The 19654-nt window shown below is 50.4% G+C and carries 15 protein-coding genes; 9 read left to right on the forward strand and 6 right to left on the reverse strand.

The window, feature by feature from the left end; genetic code table 11:
• Positions 1–66: 66 nt before the first annotated feature.
• Complete coding sequence (locus GILYN3_RS15820; protein ID WP_232305627.1) at positions 67–2847, reverse strand: TonB-dependent receptor; 2781 nt, start codon at positions 2845–2847, stop codon at positions 67–69.
• A gap of 356 nt (positions 2848–3203) precedes the next feature.
• Between GILYN3_RS15820 and GILYN3_RS15825 the strand changes: the two genes are divergently transcribed.
• The 7 genes from GILYN3_RS15825 (at position 3204) to fabB (ending at position 10765) form a co-directional block, all read left to right on the forward strand.
• Positions 3204–4121 carry a diguanylate cyclase gene (locus GILYN3_RS15825; RefSeq protein WP_049724006.1) on the forward strand — a complete coding sequence of 306 codons (918 nt, stop codon included), beginning with the start codon at positions 3204–3206 and terminating at the stop codon, positions 4119–4121.
• Position 4122: 1 nt separating this feature from the next.
• Complete coding sequence (locus GILYN3_RS15830; RefSeq protein WP_049724007.1) at positions 4123–5142, forward strand: helix-turn-helix transcriptional regulator; 1020 nt, start codon at positions 4123–4125, stop codon at positions 5140–5142.
• A 114-nt stretch (positions 5143–5256) separates the two neighbouring features.
• The gene (locus GILYN3_RS15835; RefSeq protein WP_049724008.1) at positions 5257–6246 is read left to right on the forward strand and encodes a Gfo/Idh/MocA family protein; all 990 of its coding nucleotides are present in this window, start codon (positions 5257–5259) and stop codon (positions 6244–6246) included.
• Between the two features lie 126 nt (positions 6247–6372).
• On the forward strand, positions 6373–7665 hold the full coding sequence (locus GILYN3_RS15840) for an NAD(P)/FAD-dependent oxidoreductase (RefSeq protein WP_049724009.1): 1293 nt from the start codon (positions 6373–6375) through the stop codon (positions 7663–7665).
• Between the two features lie 80 nt (positions 7666–7745).
• Positions 7746–8708: a polyprenyl synthetase family protein gene (locus GILYN3_RS15845; RefSeq protein ID WP_049724010.1), complete on the forward strand. Its 963-nt coding sequence runs from the start codon at positions 7746–7748 to the stop codon at positions 8706–8708.
• 197 nt (positions 8709–8905) lie between these two features.
• Positions 8906–9430: a 3-hydroxyacyl-[acyl-carrier-protein] dehydratase FabA gene (gene fabA, locus GILYN3_RS15850; RefSeq protein ID WP_049724011.1), complete on the forward strand. Its 525-nt coding sequence runs from the start codon at positions 8906–8908 to the stop codon at positions 9428–9430.
• Between the two features lie 117 nt (positions 9431–9547).
• Positions 9548–10765, forward strand: coding sequence for a beta-ketoacyl-ACP synthase I (gene fabB / locus GILYN3_RS15855; RefSeq protein ID WP_049724012.1), 1218 nt, complete (start codon positions 9548–9550; stop codon positions 10763–10765).
• A 129-nt stretch (positions 10766–10894) separates the two neighbouring features.
• Here the strand turns inward: fabB and GILYN3_RS15860 are convergent, their stop codons facing one another.
• On the reverse strand, positions 10895–11758 hold the full coding sequence (locus tag GILYN3_RS15860) for an SDR family oxidoreductase (protein ID WP_198147397.1): 864 nt from the start codon (positions 11756–11758) through the stop codon (positions 10895–10897).
• A gap of 328 nt (positions 11759–12086) precedes the next feature.
• Between GILYN3_RS15860 and GILYN3_RS15865 the strand changes: the two genes are divergently transcribed.
• The gene (locus tag GILYN3_RS15865; RefSeq protein ID WP_049724014.1) at positions 12087–13214 is read left to right on the forward strand and encodes a DUF5610 domain-containing protein; all 1128 of its coding nucleotides are present in this window, start codon (positions 12087–12089) and stop codon (positions 13212–13214) included.
• Positions 13215–13502: 288 nt separating this feature from the next.
• A complete protein-coding gene (locus tag GILYN3_RS15870; RefSeq protein WP_049724015.1) occupies positions 13503–14123 on the forward strand; it encodes a DUF2799 domain-containing protein in 621 nt (206 codons plus the stop codon).
• A gap of 229 nt (positions 14124–14352) precedes the next feature.
• Here GILYN3_RS15870 and GILYN3_RS15875 read toward each other — a convergent pair whose 3' ends face one another.
• From GILYN3_RS15875 to GILYN3_RS16940, 4 genes are all read right to left on the reverse strand, one after another.
• Positions 14353–15552, reverse strand: a complete 1200-nt coding sequence (locus GILYN3_RS15875) for a PepSY-associated TM helix domain-containing protein (RefSeq protein WP_049724016.1) — start codon at positions 15550–15552, stop codon at positions 14353–14355.
• Positions 15552–17642, reverse strand: coding sequence for a TonB-dependent siderophore receptor (locus GILYN3_RS15880; RefSeq protein WP_084005587.1), 2091 nt, complete (start codon positions 17640–17642; stop codon positions 15552–15554). The genes GILYN3_RS15875 and GILYN3_RS15880 overlap by 1 nt, the downstream gene beginning before the upstream one ends.
• Positions 17643–18364: 722 nt before the next feature.
• Complete coding sequence (gene ssb, locus GILYN3_RS15885; protein WP_049724018.1) at positions 18365–18931, reverse strand: single-stranded DNA-binding protein; 567 nt, start codon at positions 18929–18931, stop codon at positions 18365–18367.
• A 101-nt stretch (positions 18932–19032) separates the two neighbouring features.
• A partial coding sequence (locus GILYN3_RS16940; RefSeq protein ID WP_232305628.1) for an MFS transporter occupies positions 19033–19654 on the reverse strand: 622 nt, incomplete at its 5' end.

Genomic DNA, 19654 nt, shown 5'->3' on the forward strand with positions numbered 1-19654 from the left:
CTATCACTTTCTAGTTTTACGGGCACAAGCAAACATCGGCACCCGCTCACTGATCGATGAACGCGATTAAAAATTGGTAATAGTGACGCCCAATTTATAAGTTAAGCCGTAGTTCTCGTACTGCGCACCGTAAGACGTATCATTAATGTAAGCGTAGTAAGGCTCATCGGTTAAATTAGCCGCCTCCAGGTAGAGCTGAATACCATCGGTAATATAGTAGCGCGCCGAGAAATCTAATTGCGTCTGCTCATCTACGTAGATATCTTGCTGTGCATCGCTAACGTCCTGAACCTCTAATAAATACTCGGACTTATAGTTCGCAGCCAAACGCACGCTAAAACTACTTGCCTCATAACCCATCGATACATTACCGGTAGTGTCCGACTGACTGGGCATGGCGCTATCACGACTGACAATGCCACCGGCATCTTCATCAAAATACGTAAGGCTCGCGTCGGAGGCCGAGAAAGTCGCATTCGCTGACAGCAGCAAACCATCGAATGGAGCAGGCAGTGAGACGAACTGCTTTGAAAAGGCCAACTCAACGCCATAAATATTGGCAGAGTCACCATTCGCGTAACTGATTGCCTCATCGTAATCGGCGTACATTTCGGTGCCGGCGAGATCGGTTTGATAAATAAAGTTATCAATATCTTTGTAGTAAGCAAAAGCCGAAACCACACCGGCTAAGCCCATGTAGTGTTCAACACCCAGATCAAAATTACTGGACTCTAGCGGCTCCAACTCCGGATTGCCAAACTCGGCTTCTTCATCATCGATCACAAAGAACGGCGCCAACTGATCAAAGGTCGGACGCACCAAGGTGTTTGTCCAAGCACCGCGCAACTGCGTGTTATCACCAAGGGAGTAGCGTGCATGCAACGACGGCAACAAGTGGTCGTACTGGTTGTCGGCACGATTGTCCTCAAAGGTATCGCCGTCGTAGCGGGTTCCCAGCGCATCAAACTCAGTGTCCTCGTAACGCACGCCCGCCAACAACCGCAGATCACCCAAGTCGATTCGGCCCATCACATAGGCGGCCAACACTTGCTCCGATACATCAAAGTCCTCAATGCGTGAATCTTCCTCGGAGTAAAAGTCGGCTTGATCCAGCCCAGCAACCGCGGCAACAACACTCGTCGAATCAATGCCGGGGCCAAACTCGCCCAAACTATAATCACGATTGGCCGTCGCATAAGAAGTCATCAGCAGCTGATCATCACTAAAACCCTGCTCATCAAAGTCTTCGTACACCCAGACCTCTACATCGCTGTCTTTGTCGCGATCGCTGTACTTACCACCAAACTTAACCATAGCCGAGTGGGAGCCGACAAAAAAATCTTTGCTAATATCAAACTGCCAACTAGTGTCGGTGTCATTGGTGTTCGATTTAGCCAGCTCTACCTCGTCCAGCTCGTAACTGGCGGCATTTACAAAACTCGCGGGAGTATTTAAATAAGGAGTCGCCGTATCACTGAACGATACGCCCTCAATGTCATCAATACTGGCGAACACAGCGCCACCTAGATGCTGTGGTTCGTCTTCGCTGGACTCTGACAAGGCCACGCGATAATCCAGTGTCCAGCTGTTGACGCGAGTACTACCGCCTAACGAGGTCGACAGAATCTTCTGTGTTTCGGTGCGATCTTTAAGCTCGCGGGCTACCTCAGCACTGCTGCTAACGCCCTCTGCGATGGCGTCTGAAAACTCAACGATATTGGCTAAACGCTGTTCAGAGTCAGTGTATTCACTGTAAAGGTTACGCCAATATAAATCGGTGTTGTCGGACAACTTATAATCAACATTAAAAGTCATGCCCGAGCGTTCACGAGCAATCGTGTAATCGCGCTGCTCGATCTCCTCCAACAAGGCCTCGCCATCATCAAAATCCCACGCGCCACCGGTTTCGATATTATCCGAGCCAAACTCGCGATCGTACCAACTAACTCCAGCGGCGATACCAAGGTTGTCAGTGCCACGGCCAACGCTAAATTTATCTGATCCCGTTAACGCAAGTTTAGGGCTGAAGTTATCGGTCAAATCGTTATAGCTACCCTCGGCGGTCAAGGAATAAAACTGTCCGTCACGATCAAATGCCGACAGACTTTGGATGTCGATACTGCCGCCCAATGCGTTGGCATCAAGATCTGGGGTTAACGTTTTAGTGACCACTAAGCCTTCCAGTAAATCTGACGGGATCACATCCAGCGCTACCGCGCGGCGTCCGCTATCGGGAGACGGCAAGCTCACACCGTTAATGGTGACAGCGTTGTAATCTGGCCCCAAGCCACGCACGCGCACATAGCGGCCCTCACCTTGATCGCGCTCGATCGACAGACCAGGCAAGCGTTGCAACGCCTCCGATACATTAGTATCGGGGAGCTGGCCAATGGCATCGGATGACACCGCACTGACAACATTATCGGCCGAGCGCTGACGGTTTAGTGCTTTGTTTAAGCTACTTGCTTGCCCAAGCACAATCACATATTCCTCTACCGCACGCTCTGGCCTAATTTTAAAATTAGCCACCAGCGTTTCATTATCCACCACGGTAATCTGGCGCGTCATAGTGTCCACCCCGAGGTAACTCACACTTAACGTGTACTCACCCGGCTTAACACCGTTCAAAACAAAACGACCATCGCGAGCGGTCACGGCGCTTAAGTTAAGCTCTTCAACTTTTACCCGGCTGCCCTGCAGTGGCATACCGCTAATTTCGGCAGTCAACTGACCATTAATACGGCCATCCGCCAAAGCATTGCCGGCCATTAATGCGCCCACGACGCAAGCCAATAAGTTGCGCTGCCATTGTTTGCCTATCGGCAATACTTGGTTAGTCTGTGTCACTGCCCCTCTCCTGTGATAATAATCGTTGTGGTGGGCGCGCCTTAGTTAACGGTGTAACGACGCGTCATCCAGTTACTTGGTGCGCCGACGATAAAAAGACAAAGTGACAGTGCTGTGACAAGCACCTATCAATACCGAGCAAACCGGCCTTTAACTGGGGTTTTATCTGGCCTGTGAGCTAAGCGGCCCCCCAACTCACCGCCGCAGGGCCGCTCACGGCAAGCCCTGCAGCTCAAGACGACGCTCTTTTTATATAAAACTGGCATGTAGCCTGAGCTGATTTGCCCCCTCGGACTGTCACACAACCGTTACATTGGCTTGCTATAGACATACCCTACGTTTTTTAGGACAACATCATGATTCGGTTACATAAGTGGAAGCTATTGGCGATTGCCCTGATCACCAACATCACCATTCTGATTAGCCTTGCCGTGGGAGAAATTAAAACCTGGCAACAAATCGACTGGCTCGACATCATCGGGGAAGGGGGCGTTAGCTTACTTGCAGCGCTATGGCTTGGTTTTGCACTTAACAGTCGCCCCAACGGCCCTGTCACGAACTTATTAACCCTAGGACTCGGGCTAATTTTTGTCGGCACTTTTCAGGATTTACTCGATGAACTCGTGGCGATCGACAAAGGGTTATTTTTAAACAGCGGACTGGAATCAACCCTGATGCCTATCGGCCTGACAGTACTCACCTTTGGCCTGTATCACTGGCACAAAGAACAACTGCTGTTTACCGAACAGCGCCGCAAACGCGAGCAAGTTTTTAGAGAGTATCGTTTGCAAGATGGCTTAACGGGGTTGGGCGATGCGCGCTTTTTACGCCAACAACTGAGCCTGGCACTGCGGCACGCCAACAGCGAGCAACAACCGTTGGCGTTAGTGCTACTAGACATTGATCACTTTGATTCAACCAACCGCCGCTTTGGCCATGCGGAGGGCGATCGACTGCTACAAGCACTTACCGAGATTATCTTGCTTAATTTACGCCGCACCGATTTATTGTGTCGTTACGCAGGCGATAGGTTTGCCGTGGTCTTACCCAACACGGGCGAACTAATGGCGCGCGAAATTACTGCGCAACTAAGCCGCGCGGTCGAGCACTTTGCTTACAAGACGGCGCAGCAGGGCGAAACGCTGTACCAAAGCATCAGTACCGGCATCTGCACCGCCGAGGAAGACAATGCCGAAGCAATGATTGAACGGGCAACGACTCGCTTACTGCACGCTAAAGACAGCAAAGCAAACCTACGCGTTGTGGCCGCTTAACATGAAAGAGACGAGCCATTACGAAATCGACACAGCCTGTATTCCGGCGCACGAATTCCCCGCGGCCCTTATCGACCTCGCCTGCAGCCGAGGGCTACACAGCGACAAACTATTACGCGGCACCGGAATATTTATGGAGGATGTGCTCACCGGAGAATTAACTCTGCGGCCCGCGCAATGCTTTGCCTTACTTGGCAATTTACGCAAACTACTGCCGGCGGCCGACAGCGCTTTTCTAGCCGGAGCCAGATTGTACCCCGGCAATTTTGGCCCAGCCGCAAGTGCACTGCAAAGCTCTGCTAATTTACTGGCGGCGATTCAAGTTATCGTTAAGTATCAAGCCATTTTGTCACCACTGCTTAGCCCAAGACTTGAGTGGCACTGCGATGCTTTGTTTATCCACTGGCACGACGCTTGTGGCGCCGGCGAGCACATTGCATTTTTAGCCGACATGATGATCAGCGCGCTAGTCGCCACCACCAAACATCTGGCGGGGCGCACACTGCCGTGGCAATTTTATTTACCCGGCGAGCCCGATCATCGCGAGCAATACCAAGTGCATTGGGGGCCGCACCTGCACACCGGCAGTCATCAGTACAGCATGCAGATAGCACGTAAAGAGCTTGAGCAAACGTGGCCAGGCGCGGCAACCAGCGTCAACCAAATAGCTAGCCGACAATGTGAGCGTCGCTTGCAACAGGGTTCTGCCGAAGGGTTTATCACCGCGTTCGATAAATATTTACGCAACCACTTACCCTGTAATCCATCGTTAGAGACAGCGGCCAACGAGTTTGCCATCAGCCCGGCCACACTCAAACGCAAGTTAAAAAAGCATCACACCAGCTTTCAACTACGCTTTGATCTAGTGCGTAAAGAGCAGGCCTTATTCTGGCTAACACACGAGCAGTTGCCGCTCGCCGAGATCGCGGCGCGGCTGCACTTTCACGATACCCGCAACCTGCGTCGTGCGTTTAAACGCTGGACCGGAATGATACCCAGCCAGTTGCTCGCCGCACACTAACCGTCTAATCTTATTGCCTAGGGCAAAACTCAACAAAAGCCGCCTGCGAAACGTTTCATTAACGCGTATAATCCGCGCTAAACCCTACGACTTTGACTTGCCGTGAGACCTTCGATGACCAAGATCCGCTGGGGCGTGTTAAGCACGGCCAAAATTGCCCGATTACACACCATCCCTGCTATTCAGTCTTCTGCCTTGGGCGAGGTTGTCGCGATCGCCTCACGCGATGCGCAAAACGCCCGCACGCAAGCCGACCTGCTCGGTATCACCCGTGCTTACGGCAGTTATGAGGAATTACTAAAAGACCCGGACATCGATGCCATTTACAACCCGATGCCGAATCACCTACACGTACCTTGGTCGATCAAGGCCCTAGAGGCAGGTAAACATGTACTGGTAGAAAAACCTGCCGGTCTTAATGCCACCGATTTGGAGCCTTTGCTCGCCTGCGCCGAGCGCCACCCAGAGCTAAAGTTAATGGAGGCGTTTATGTACCGCTTCCACCCCCAATGGCAACAAGCCAAGCAGTTGTGCGATGCAGGCGCGATCGGCACCCTGCGCACTATTCAGTGCGCGTTTAGCTACAACAACCGCGACACCAGCAACATCCGTAACAGCGCCGCTATGGGTGGCGGAGCACTGATGGATATCGGTTGTTATGGCGTGTCTTTGGCGCGCTACTTACTGGGCAGCGAACCGACTCGAGTACTCGGCCACCTAAACAACCTAGGGGATTACGAGGTCGACTGCATTAGTTCGGCGTTAATGGAGTTTGATGGCGCTATCGCCAGCTTTACCTGCTCGACCAAAACCGAGCCCGAGCAGTGGGTAGAGATTGCCGGCGAGGCCGGCAGCATTCGCCTCGCGATCCCGTTTAACCCAATTGCCGACGCCGCAACCGAGCTCACCCTTAAACAAGCCGATAAGCTCCAGCGCTACACCATTGAGCCGGCCAACCACTACCGCAATATGACCGATGCGTTTGCCGAGGCAATATTGCATAATAAGCCTGCACCTACACCGATGACCGATGCATTGAGCAACATGACCGCAATAGACGGTATTGTCGCAAGTGCCAACGCTCAAAGCTGGGTAAGCTTATAGCAACACTGGTTTTACACACTTCGTTTCGCGGTATTTTTATCGGCGACAGCCAGAGGCCAAAAGCCTAAAGCAACTCGCCCCCATTGGCTGCAAGGCAATCCCTTGCTGCAACATTAAGGAGTTCAAGTGAAAAAAATTGTCGTCGTCGGCGGTGGTGCTGGCGGATTAGAATTGGCCACTCGGCTAGGGCGTAAATTAGGCCGTAAAGGCAAGGCTCACGTCACCCTAATCGATCGCAACACCACCCATGTGTGGAAGCCCTTATTACACGAGATTGCGGTGGGCACCATGGACGAGGGGGTCGATGCCGTAAGCTACCGAGCCCACGCGTTTGACAACCACTTTTATTTTCATATTGGCACCATGACGGATATCGACCGCAGTGCTAAACAAGTTGTACTCGCCCCCTTAGATGATGAAGACGGCCAAGAGCTGTTGCCCGAAACCCGCATCGACTACGATATTTTAGTGCTCGCCATCGGCTCCGCATCTAACGACTTCAATACCCCTGGGGTGAAAGATCACTGCATTTTTCTTGACAGCCCCTCCCAGGCACACCGCTTTCGCAATAAACTGCTAGGCCGCTTTTTACAGATTCAGCGTCTCCCCCAAACGCGCAACACCGTCAACATTGCCATTGTCGGTGCCGGCGCTACAGGGGTTGAACTGTCGGCCGAGCTGCATCACGCCGTGGCCAAGTTTCATACCTACGGGTTTGATGCCATCGACAGCGAGCACTTAAATGTCACATTAATAGAAGCAGGCCCAAGAATTTTACCGGCCTTGCCCGAGCGCATCTCAGCCGCTGCCAGTCGTGAGCTGATAAAAATGGGGGTCACAATTAAGCTCAACACACGGATCACTGCGGCGGTTAGCGACGGCTTAGAAACGGCCGACAATGAAAAAATCGACGCCGACCTAATGGTCTGGGCCGCCGGAGTTAAAGTCCCCGATGCACTCAAAAATATTGGTGGCATTCCCACCAATCGCATTAATCAGCTGCCGGTAAACGCTTACTTACAAATTAAAAATGAGCCCAACCTATTTGCCATAGGCGACTGCGCCGAGTTTATTCAAACCGACGGCAGCCGCGTGCCGCCGCGCGCGCAATCAGCCCACCAGATGGCCGACATTTGCTACCACAATATTCGCGCACGACTCAGCGGAAAATCGCTTAAAGTGTATCGCTATAAAGATTATGGCTCGCTAGTGTCACTGTCTAACTTTTCGACTGTCGGCAATCTTATGGGTAACTTAAGCGGTGGCTCGTTATTTATTGAGGGGCGTTTGGCGCGTATCGTGTATGTCTCTCTGTACCGGATGCACCAAGTCGCCGTACACGGTTATATGAAAACCGCCCTAGTGATGTTATCGGGCAGTATCAACCGCTGGCTTAAGCCAAAACTCAAGCTGCACTAAGACGTTGGCACAGAGGCGTTGGCTTGACAGCCTGCGCCACCGTGCCTAGGATGCGTTCTCGCGCCAATAAGGACCTGTAAATGTTGCCGTTTCACGATGTCGTCGCCGACGACTTTAGCGATGTGAATGATTTAATCATTCGCCAGCTCTACTCCGATGTCGGCTTAGTCGAAAACATCGGCCATTATCTTATCGAGGCCGGCGGCAAACGTTTACGCCCCTTAATGGTGCTGTTGTGCGCCCGCGCACTGCACTACGATGGCAAACATCATCTAGATTTAGCTGTCATTATTGAGTTTATTCACTCCGCCACTTTGTTGCACGACGACGTAGTAGATACCTCGACCCTACGCCGTGGTCGTCCTACCGCCAACGCCGAATGGGGTAACGCCCCGAGCGTTTTAGTCGGTGACTTTCTCTACTCCCGCGCTTTTCAAATGATGGTTGCCATCGGCAATATGGACATTATGAGCATCCTGTCCAAGACCACCAACATCATTGCCGAGGGTGAGGTACAACAACTGGTTAATGCCAAAGACCCCAACTTAACCGAAGCCGGTTACTTACAAGTAATCGAAAAGAAAACCGCCGTTTTGTTTGCTGCCGCCTGTGAGGTAGGTGCCGTAGTGGCAGAAACCGACGCAGCCTCGCGCTTAGCGCTAAGCCAATATGGTATGCAAGTAGGTATCGCCTTCCAGTTAGTCGACGACGCCCTAGACTACAAAGGCGATGCAGAAGCGCTGGGTAAAAATGTCGGCGACGACTTAGCCGAAGGCAAGCCCACGCTACCGCTGATTAGAGCCATGGAGAAAGCCTCGGATACCGACCGCGAGCTGATTCGCAATGCCATTAGTAATGGTGATGCCAGTCAACTTGAGCAAGTCGTCGCTATCGTCGAGGCTACCGGCGCAATGGAATACACATTAGTTGCGGCTCAAGCAGCAGTAGCCCGAGCCTTAGAGGCATTAAACACCCTACCCGACAGCCGCTATCGAACAGCCTTGGTCGAAATAGCCGAATTTGCCACCGGCCGCGATCACTAGTCGCAGCAAACTAAAGAAAAGCGCCAAATCGGCGCCACAACCAAGTGACCTGCCCGCCTTTAAGACGGCCAATATGGGCTCCAAATTAATACGATTACCAGACAGAACACTAGACAAGCCAGTGGCACAAGGTAGAATGTGCCCCTTTGCGGCCCAGATGGGGCCACCCGTTTGATTTACTGCCCAGAGTTAACATTATGAATTCACATATCCAGCAAAGCTCATACAGCCTGGAAGATCTGATCGAATGCGGCCAAGGTCGTTTGTTTGGGCCCGGCAATGCACAACTGCCTGCCCCCAACATGCTTATGCTTAACCGTATTGCCAATATCAGCGAAACCGGCGGCGAGTACAATAAAGGCGAAATTATCGCCGAGCTGGATATTACCCCTGACTTATGGTTTTTTGATTGCCATTTTCCGGGCGACCCAGTTATGCCTGGCTGCTTAGGCTTAGACGCCATGTGGCAATTAGTGGGCTTCTTTCTTGGCTGGAGGGGCAATCCTGGCCGTGGACGTGCACTCGGCTGCGGTGAAGTTAAATTTACCGGGCAAATATTGCCAACGGCTAAAAAAATTACTTACCACATCAGCTTAAAGCGGGTTATTGAGCGCAAACTGATTATGGGTATTGCCGATGGCCGAGTTGCCGTTGACGGAAAAGATATTTATTTTGCCAAAGACCTGCGAGTCGGATTATTCTCAAATACCGACGCCTTTTAATGGCGGGGCACTTATATCCAGCACCCACATCCAAGCAGCTGTAAACCGCCGCACTGTGGCATAATAAACAAAATATAGCCGCTCTTGCTGAGGCTGAACATTATTAAGAGGTAGCCTATGAAACGCGTTGTAGTTACCGGTATGGGCATTGTTTCCTGCATCGGTAATGATAAACCCACCGTACTGGAGGCTTTGCGTCACGGCCGCTCCGGCATCACTTACAACTCAAGCTATGAAGAGATGGGCTTTCGCTCGTGCGTATCAGGCTCAATTGATCTCGACTTAAAAGAGTTAATCGACCGTAAAGTCCTGCGCTTTATGGGAGACGCTGCGGCGTTCGCTTATGTCTCGATGAGCCGAGCCATAGAAGATGCAGGCCTCACCGAAGCTGAATACTCTAACGAGCGCACCGGTATTATTATGGGCTCAGGTGGCGCCGGCTCGAAAAACTTGGTTGAAGCCGCCGACACTTTACGCACCCGTGGACTAAAACGCATTGGGCCCTATCGTGTCACCCAAACCATGGGCAGTACGACATCAGCCTGTCTGGCGACGCCATTCAAGATCAAAGGCGTTAATTACTCTATATCATCTGCCTGCGCCACTAGCGCCCACTGTATAGGCAATGCCATGGAGCAAATCCAGTTAGGCAAACAAGATATGGTGTTTGCCGGCGGTGGCGAAGAAGAGCACTGGTCTTTGTCATGCCTGTTTGATGCCATGGGGGCATTGTCGACCAAATATAACGACACCCCAGAAAAAGCCTCACGGGCTTACGATGCTGCGCGCGATGGTTTTGTCATTGCGGGTGGTGGCGGCTGCTTGGTACTCGAAGAGCTTGAGCACGCCAAAGCACGCGGTGCAAAAATTTATGGCGAGCTGGTGGGCTACGGCGCCACTTCTGACGGCTACGATATGGTGGCACCATCAGGCGAAGGCGCCGAGCGCTGTATGCGCCAGGCCATGGCGACTGTGAGCGGTGACATCGACTACATCAACTCACACGGCACCAGTACTCCAGTAGGTGATTTGGCCGAGCTAAAAGCGGTACGCAGCACCTTTGGCGATAAAATACCGGCGATTAGCTCAACCAAGTCATTAACCGGCCACTCATTGGGTGCTACCGGCGTGCAAGAAGCTATTTATTCATTATTAATGATGGAAAATAACTTCATCTGCGCATCGGCTAATGTCGAAGAGTTAGACCCAGAGGCAGCAACCGTACCGATTGTACGTGAGCGTCAAGACAACGCCACACTCAATCGCGTACTGTCAAACAGCTTTGGATTTGGCGGCACCAACGCCTCGCTTATATTCCAACGCTACGAAGACTAAGTCGCCACGGCAAATAACAGTCAGTAAAACGGCTTAGCTGTTTTACTGACTTACTGCTAAGCCTTCAATCCTAAACGTTTCGCCCCCTCCTGCTCTTTGCACACCATTAACAGCCCGCCGCTATTAAGCCTATGATGGGTTCGCCTGCAACCATTGCTTAACGATATACACTAACGTTGTCCGCCAAGTACGCGCCTGTACACCAAAATCATTGCGGATTCTCTGCACGCCCAATACAGCGCTTACCGGCTCATCGGCACGCACCTCATCAACCACCTCAAACTTTGGCGTCGGCCCTTGGTAATCCTGTTGCTCCAACACCTGAGCCAACTGCTCGGCAAACTCTACCTCGGTGCACGTATCGCCACTGCAATAATGATACACACCCCAACACTCTGTACCGCAACCAATCTGTTTAATCAGCCCAACAATAACTCTGGCAACATCTGACAGGGCCGTCGGGGCACCACGCAAACGGCTATTAAGGCGCCAACATTCATCCTGCTGCAACGCAATCAGTAAACGTGTTGCCGGGTTATCTCCGACGCTGCCAATCACCCAGCTGGTGCGCAACACAATGGCGCGCGGCAGCCGCTCAGTAACAGCGTGCTCGGCATCATAAAAAGCTTGTCCCACGACACTATTGGGTACCGGCTCATCGCGCTCTGCGTGCTTACTTTTATTGTCATCGCCAAACACTCGATAACTCGACAGCTGAATCAACGGGATATTCCGTGCCTGACAAACTTGCGCCAAAGCATCAGCGGCCAATGGCAACAGCTTACATTCGGCCGCGCTCGGCGCATCGGCCCAACCCAAGGTGTTAATCACCAAGTTAGGCTTGCCCTGCCCTATATAAGCATCGACAGCGTCTCGATCACACCAATCGACGTCGTTAAGCGCTGGGGCTAATAGACCAAATGGTTCGCGCTCAAGCTCGTGCTCGAGCGCCACACCCAACGGATGGGTGCTATCGGTTAATAACAACTTCAAATCTAATCTCACTTGTTTTGGGTTGGCAATAAGCAGCGGCCACGACCGGCTCAAAGCATACAACGCAAATAGCAGGGATACACCCTTGCCACTAGCGCAATAATGTCTTTATATCACACATAGAAGCCAACACACTTTACACCGCCAAGGTTGATCGGCCGCAAATAGATATTAAGTTGCAACCACCACCCCGTCAGCTCGCTCGGCTACATCAATACACACAAAAGCACTTTTGAATCATTTGTTAGAACATAAACGCCTAATAATTAACCTAAAGATTATACAGTTTTGCCGATAACCCCATATGCACTAAAACTCTGAGGTTTATATGGCCCTTAATCAGACCGACCTAAACAGCGCGCTTCGCCCGTCCAGTCAAACACTGGGACTGCACTCACAGACAAGCGTCGTCCACAGTACCGTAACTCGAGCACTCACGCTGGTCGGCGAAAAAACGGCCGAACAACTCGGCGCGCCAGAGATTGGCACATTCAAGCCGTTAACGGCCGAGCAAGCCGCCGGCAATATTCTTGGTTTTATCCAGCGTCAAATTGAACGCGATATCGCCAATGGCGCCACCGATGAGGAATTAGAAGCGCGCCTACAGGCAGGCCTGTCGGGTTTTAATAAAGGCTTTAACGAAGCTCGTGATCGACTAGAAGCGCTGAGCCTACTGGACGGTAACGTCAGCGCATCCATAGGTAAAACCTACGACTTAGTCACCTCTGGAATCGATCAGTTGGCACAAGATCACTTAGGCCGATCCCTTACCGATATCGACGCTCCCAAATTAAGCCAAATAGCACCCAATACTGCGCCAACCCAAGCGCGTTATGAATACGCCTCGGCGCAGAGCTTTCGCTTCGAGCTGCTAACCGCAGAGGGCGACAAAGTCAGTATTCAAGCAAATGCCAGCCGGGGCGAAACTCACTTTTGGCGCGCCGAAGATGGCAGCAGCTCAAGCGCGTCAAGCTCGAGCGTTAGCTACAGCTTAAATGTTACCGGTGAGCTTAACGACACCGAGCAAACCGCTATTAACGAGCTCCTACAGCAGGTTAACTCACTGGCCGATTCGTTCTTTAGTGGTGATATTGCCAACGCTTTTGCGTCGGCCCTAGAGCTGGGCTACGATCGCAGCCAGATCGAGGGCTTTGCCCTTAATCTAACGCGGGTCGACATTCAACGGGTTAGCAGTGCCTATGACGGCAACGGGTCGCCCCCCAACAGCTTGCAGCAGAGCCTACAACCCGTTGGCCAATTTATTAACGACGCGCAAGAAGCACTCAACCAAGCAGACCATTTTGCCGAACCGCATAAGCTGTTACTTGATATCGTCGACGGCCTATACGGTGACGCCGAAGCACCTGGCAACCAAGACGGCCAGAGCTTTGCAGACTTTATTGCAGAGCTGTTAGATACCGCCCTGCCAGCCAATAACGCACCACAACAAGCTTAACGTTATATCGCAGGTTACGGCGGGGAGTAAGGGTCACATAATGTGGCCTTTGAACCTCTGTCGTAATCTGCGTTTGCAATCCATCTCGACACGATAACCTCACCGCCCTTCTCACAACCGCGCACTAAACCAAAGCTTCTCGACATTAGATATAGAAAGCTTTGCACTCATGACCAATTCCGTTAAGTATGCGACACTATTACCTAAAATTTACACAAACAACCTCTACCCTCGGCAACAGGGCATGGCAACCAGGTATTGTATCGACTCATTTTTAAGGACATAGGCATGAAGCTACAAAGAGCTTTAACACTTATCTTATTAATCCTATTAGCTAGTTGCGCCACGCTCAACGAAGACGAATGCATAACCGCAGACTGGCAGGCCATAGGCTACGAAGATGGCGCTAACGGCCTGCCCGACTCGCGCATTGGCGCCCACCGTGAAGCCTGTGCCAAGCATGGTATAACCCCCAGTTTAAGCAATTACCGCGATGGCCACAAAGAAGGCCTAATCAGCTTCTGTACTCCCCGCAACGGCTTTAATCGGGCCCGCAATGGCTATCAATACAAAGGTATTTGCCCACCGTTACTCGAGCCGAACTTTCTGGATGGCTACGAAGCAGGACGAGAAATTTATCAGGCCGAAAGTAATGTAAGTGAACTTGAAAAGCAGCAAAGCAACAATGAAGCCGAGCAACAGAATATAGAACAACTGCTGCAAGAGAAAGAGGCCATATTATTTGCGCGCGGCACATCCGAGACACGGCGTCGTGCAATTTACGAAGAAATAGCACAACTAAAAAAGCGCCAGGGTGCCCTTGAGCAACAACGCGACAATACGATTCGAAACTTGACCGATGCCGATGCTTGGCTGAAAGAATTGCGCAATCGATACAGTTATTACTAACCCACTAAACTTAAGCCAACTTAAAAATACTGGATCACGCTCACGGTTACAGCTGTATTTTTAAATATCGCTTAGACAACCGCTAACGTAGTGTTGAGTAAATGTAAAAATTCCCTCTAGCCCAGCATTGGGCCTAGCGGGAATTAGCGCAACAGATTGCCGAGCCACTGCATTTACGTGGCGGCAGGTCACTAAACAATACGCAAAAATAGCTCCAAGCAAAAAAGGCTTACGCTCGTTTCTTCCACCACACAAGCACGCCACTAACACTGATAACCACTAAAAAAACACCGAGAAGACTCACAAAAATTTGATACCAAACTCCCCATATCCGTGCACGATGTAAAACATGCAGCCATGAGCTGACCGTATTACCCGCATACTGACCGGTAGGAAGGTAATGGAAAATAGGCTCGCCAGTCACAGCATCCACATACACTTCGGTACGAACATGCTTAGCACTTAAATCTCTGCTCGATTGAGCTCGATAGCGGTACGCACCATAGCTGCGAACATAGGCCAGCGCATTTGGCTGAATGATTTCGATCTGTTCGCGCTGAGCCAATGCTTGCATTGCATCATCAGCGTATGTCTGGGCAGCTTGCCAACTGATTGGCGGCTGACGATCACTAGGCTCTCTGTCTGCAAGGTGATACCAGGGCGGATGAAACTCCATAACTTGCCGGGTAGCATGTAAATAAAAACTACCCCACAAATTCATATACACAGAGCTCCACGCAAAAACCAATAATACCAACCAAAGCCAAAGACTCAGAGCCCGATGGAGATCAAAATTAAATCGCGCAAAAGAACTGCCGGTTTTTATTTTCCATGCTTTAGCCCAACGAGACATAAAACTCCGGCGCGGCGTCCGGCGTTTAGCGCGTAGAGGCAAGGTAATCAACAACCCGGTAAAACAATCGATGGTCCAAATAACGGCGACAATTCCCATCAGCCACCAGCCAGGGGCACCAAGAATCAAGCTGTAATGCAACTGGTAGATGAACGGCATAATGTTATGCCAGCCTTCTGATAGACTTCCATGGGTACGCACCCCCAACAAAGTGCCATCTGTCGGATCTAACAACATCTGACTAAAGCCGAGCAAAAACAACTCACCGGTAGCCGGGTTGTTTTTTGCCATAACACCAACGATCACTCGCCCTTGCTCTGCAAATGATACCGACCTTACCAAAACACGCGAATCAATATTTTCTGCCGCAGAGGCGTAATCGGCAAACGACAGTCGTGGTGATGTAGCCTCTGAGCTATATAATCTCGGAGCGGTTAACTTTTCCAGCTCGGGCATAAAGGCCAACAGACTGCCAGTAAGTGCCGCAAGAATAATAAACAAAGCAATGGCTAACCCAACATACCGATGCAGTAGGCGCAACAACTTAAATACACCGAACTTACGTCCCAACTGCATTAGAAATTAACACTAATTGAAGCGACCGCATTAAATGGCTCGTTGGGCATATTGGACCAACGTGAACGCAATGTGTAATAGGTCTCGTCCGTTATATTATTAAAAACAAGACGTGCCGTAGCTGGTACTCCCCACAGCTGTAGATCATAAGAAGCAAACAAATCCCAACGTGTGTATGCATCATCTTGGTAGCTATTATCTGACGTGCCAAATCGTTCCGACACATAAACAGGACCACCGCCCAGTGCCAGCGCCCCTAACGTATACCGCAACCATAGACTCGCTTGAGTCTCGGGGGCATTCGGCAGAGCATTACCTTGATTGCCAGAAAAATCTTGCGTGATCTCGGTATCGGTCAAAGCAATATTGGCCATGATAGATAACTCATCGCTCAGCTCACCCATAAAATCCAGCTCGAGCCCTCGACTTTGAGCCTCACCAATGGACACGGTTCGGTTAGGGATGTCAGGGTCAGGCGTGGGGATATTACTTTTTGTTAGCTCAAACACACTGGCATTCAGGTTTGCTTTGCCATTAAACAACGTCATTTTAAAACCGGCTTCTAATTGCTCTGCCGTTTCTGGGTTATAAAGGGCACTGGGTAAATAATTAAAGCCGGGGCCAAATGAAGTAGAATAACTTACATACGGAGAAAAACCATTTGAAAACTTATAAATAACACCCACACGCCCTGTCGTTTTATCGTCGTCGCGCGCGTAATGCTCAATCGGTGAAAAATAAGAAGTTGCCAATTCACGGCTTGCAGAATCATAACGCAAGCCCAGTAAAACAATTAAATGATCAGTCAGATACATCTGATCTTGGATAAATACGCCATCTGTTTGATCATCTTGCCGAGTAATAGCATCATCCTGTGTATAACCATCAAACGTTTCAATATTGATACGAGAATCGCCCGCGCGATAACTCAAGATATCCACTTCCTCAATAAACGTAATAGAAGCTTGCCCGTCAAAGTCATAAGCAAATGACTGCCCGCCCACGGTAAGATTATGCTGTATCGAACCCGTATTAAAACGTCCGTTTAAATGCGCCCAAAAACTTTGACTGTCCACTTTTTCAGGGCCAAACCAAGCAGAGCGACGCACAACGGTATTATCTGGCCCAGGATTTCCCGTCGCATATATCGAGCGAAAGTAAGTCTCTGAACTAGAGGCCGCGAAACCTGCCTGCATAGACCAAGCATTATTAAAAACGTGATCCATCACGACCTCTAATGCGCGATTATCAAAATCTTGATAAGCATCACCCTGCCCATAGCTATGCTCACGCGGCAGATCAACAATGCCGTCCTGCCATGCATGCAGCCCTTGATCGTACATATATTCGCCACCGGCAAGCTCCAGATTCACTCGAAGCTGTGTTGCATCAGACACTTTGTACAACAAAGATGGCGCCACCAGATACTCACTAGAATCCGTAATATCTCGATACCCACCATAGGTTCGCAAAGAGGCATCAAGCCTAAATAGCAGATCTTTAGAACCGACCGGACCACTTGCATTTAGCGTCGTACTGTATTCATCTAGCGAGCCAACCGTTTGACTTAAACTTATTTGCGGTATTTCTGTTGGCGCGCGAGTCACGATATTAATTGCGCCACCGGGGTCGCCCATACCAAGCTCAAGCGCCGCCGGCCCTTTTAAAACCTCAACTCGCTCAGTATTAGCACGGTAAAAATGTAAAGCCGGCTGCAATACACCATTTTTATAACTGGCCAGATTATTGGTAAAGCCTCTTACCGTAAGGCGCTCGTAAGCCCCACCCATCGTAAACGCTGGCTGAACACCGCTGACGTTACGCAGTGCATCCTGAAGAGAGTTGGCTTCTTGATCTTCAAGAACAGCCATAGGTACCGACTGCACAGACATCGGTGAATCAGACAGCGGGAGCCCATTATTCGTTAAGCTCGAAAAAGGCGCCGACGTATAGCGGCTCTCTCCAGCCCCAACAACATACAACTCCTCAATAAGTTGATTCTCTGCGGGTGAACCGTGCGGCTCAGCGGAGACAGTTAAACTCAATAGGACGCATTGTGCGGCAAACACAAACTTCACGGATGTCAGCATAGGGCTCTCGGATATTTAAGGGCTAAAAAATATCGCAAAGCTACCAAAGTGAACACCTGCAGACAATGTGGCAATTTGTCGCAGACGAAAATACCGACAGACTCAAAAATATAAAATATGTATTAACGAATAAGATTGAACCGACATGATCCCTGCACCTAACAAATCTCACGTATATTATGCCAACTAATCGCCCACACAAAACTGTGCGCGCCAGCACACACTCAACGAAAACAATAGATATTTTTACCGCTCTTTAGAAAAACATTTGATCCATTCTTGGACCATAAAACCTTCGCATTGCAACAGGCACAACTGATCTGAAGCTGGGAAAACAGTAGCCGACCAAGTGTCAGAAAGACCGTCAATCACGTTGAACGCGGATTCCTATAACTTATACAAAACAACATCGGCTTTGTTATTTTCTAGCTGCCTAATGCGATAGAATTTTATTTCAAATTTATGCGCTCTTCGTAGAGCTAACACTCAGAACTACTGCTCGACATATCAGCTGAAAACCTACCTACAAAGTAGTCACGCACCCAATATTGCACAAGTAAAATTGATAGTATCAAATCAGCGCCGTTTAAATTTTTCCTTACCGAGCTTCATCACATTCTTTTTGTAAAATCAAAGCAAGCTTGGACTATATCGCACAAATACAAAAAAGCCGCGTATAACACGGCTTTTTTGACACTTAATGCTATAGACTCAAGTGACCTCTAAAAAGGAATATCATCATCAAAGCTATCAAACCCACCCGCCGGTTGTTGTGGCGATTGCTGAGGCTGTGATTGCTGTTGTGGCGGAACTTGGCGCGGCGCCTGCTGGGGCTGCGCTTGAGGTTGTGCTTGGGGCTGCCCCTGTGGTTGGTTGCCAGCAAAGTTTTGACCGCCGCCGTAGCTTTGATTGTTGTCTTGATTGTAATTTTGGCCGCCGCCATCGCCGCCGCGGCTGTCTAGCATTTGCATTTCGCTGGCGACAATTTCTGTGGTGTAACGGTCTTGGCCATCTTGACCTTGCCATTTGCGGGTGCGCAATGAACCTTCAATATAAACTTTAGAACCTTTGCGTAGATCCTCGCCGGCGATTTCGGCAAGGCGGTTAAAAAACACCACTCGATGCCATTCGGTGCGCTCTTGTGGCTGGCCAGTTTGCTTGTCTTTCCACTGCTCGGAGGTGGCCACGCTAATGTTGGTTACAGCTCCGCCCGATGGCATGTATTTAGTTTCAGGGTCTTGACCCATATTACCTACAATGATTACTTTATTGACGCCACGCGCTGCCATAATTATCTCCTAAATGTATCTTGTTTATTGCGGCCTGCGCGCATCGGGCACAGTAATCCGCTCGGTTGTCATGCTTAGTACTTTAGCACCAGTTAGCTTGTTTAGCTGGCCATTGCCTGCAGTATTTGCTCGCGCTCTACTTTTTGTGAATCGACTTTTAAATACACCATATCTTCTGTGGGCACTACCAACACCTCGGCAACGCCATCTATTTGTTCAAGCTTGTCACTTACGGCGATAGGGTCCGCACCATTTAATGGCAATAGCATACTGGCTAAATAGCGCGGTGGCGTCATAGATCTAGCAATCAACCACCACAAGACCACCAACACGGCACCGGCCGCCAGAACCACTTGCGCGCCCTGCCATTGCAGCAATGCGCCACCGGCCACACCGCCGGTGAATGCACCTAAAAATTGCGCGGTAGAGTATATGCCTGTTGCCGTACCTTTAGAGCCTGCCGGAGCCAACTTGCTTACCAGCGAGGGCAGTGTTGCCTCTAGCAGGTTAAACGCCATAAAAAAAGCGAACAACCCAGGCAGCCACCACCACAGTGTTTGCGGTGCAACAACCAACCACAACAAAGCAGCTGCAAGCAGCGCAATAGCCGCTAAAAATACCGGCTTCATTTTGCGACGCTTTTCGGCAATGATAATAAGCGGCAGCATGGCGATAAATGAGCCGGCTAACAGCGGTAGATAAATCATCCAGTGGTGAGCGCTT

Source organism: Gilvimarinus polysaccharolyticus (assembly GCF_001187555.1).
Lineage (GTDB): Bacteria > Pseudomonadota > Gammaproteobacteria > Pseudomonadales > Cellvibrionaceae > Gilvimarinus > Gilvimarinus polysaccharolyticus.

Excerpts from the sequence above, each read along its gene's own strand:
- GILYN3_RS15870 (WP_049724015.1), top strand. The coding sequence starts at position 13,503 with ATGAAGCTACAAAGAGCTTTAACACTTATCTTATTAATCCTATTAGCT.
- GILYN3_RS15830 (WP_049724007.1), top strand. The coding sequence starts at position 4,123 with ATGAAAGAGACGAGCCATTACGAAATCGACACAGCCTGTATTCCGGCG.
- GILYN3_RS15875 (WP_049724016.1), bottom strand. The coding sequence starts at position 15,552 with ATGCAGTTGGGACGTAAGTTCGGTGTATTTAAGTTGTTGCGCCTACTG.
- fabB (WP_049724012.1), top strand. The coding sequence starts at position 9,548 with ATGAAACGCGTTGTAGTTACCGGTATGGGCATTGTTTCCTGCATCGGT.
- ssb (WP_049724018.1), bottom strand. The coding sequence starts at position 18,931 with ATGGCAGCGCGTGGCGTCAATAAAGTAATCATTGTAGGTAATATGGGT.
- GILYN3_RS15880 (WP_084005587.1), bottom strand. The coding sequence starts at position 17,642 with ATGCTGACATCCGTGAAGTTTGTGTTTGCCGCACAATGCGTCCTATTG.
- GILYN3_RS15825 (WP_049724006.1), top strand. The coding sequence starts at position 3,204 with ATGATTCGGTTACATAAGTGGAAGCTATTGGCGATTGCCCTGATCACC.
- fabA (WP_049724011.1), top strand. The coding sequence starts at position 8,906 with ATGAATTCACATATCCAGCAAAGCTCATACAGCCTGGAAGATCTGATC.
- GILYN3_RS15835 (WP_049724008.1), top strand. The coding sequence starts at position 5,257 with ATGACCAAGATCCGCTGGGGCGTGTTAAGCACGGCCAAAATTGCCCGA.
- GILYN3_RS15845 (WP_049724010.1), top strand. The coding sequence starts at position 7,746 with ATGTTGCCGTTTCACGATGTCGTCGCCGACGACTTTAGCGATGTGAAT.
- GILYN3_RS15865 (WP_049724014.1), top strand. The coding sequence starts at position 12,087 with ATGGCCCTTAATCAGACCGACCTAAACAGCGCGCTTCGCCCGTCCAGT.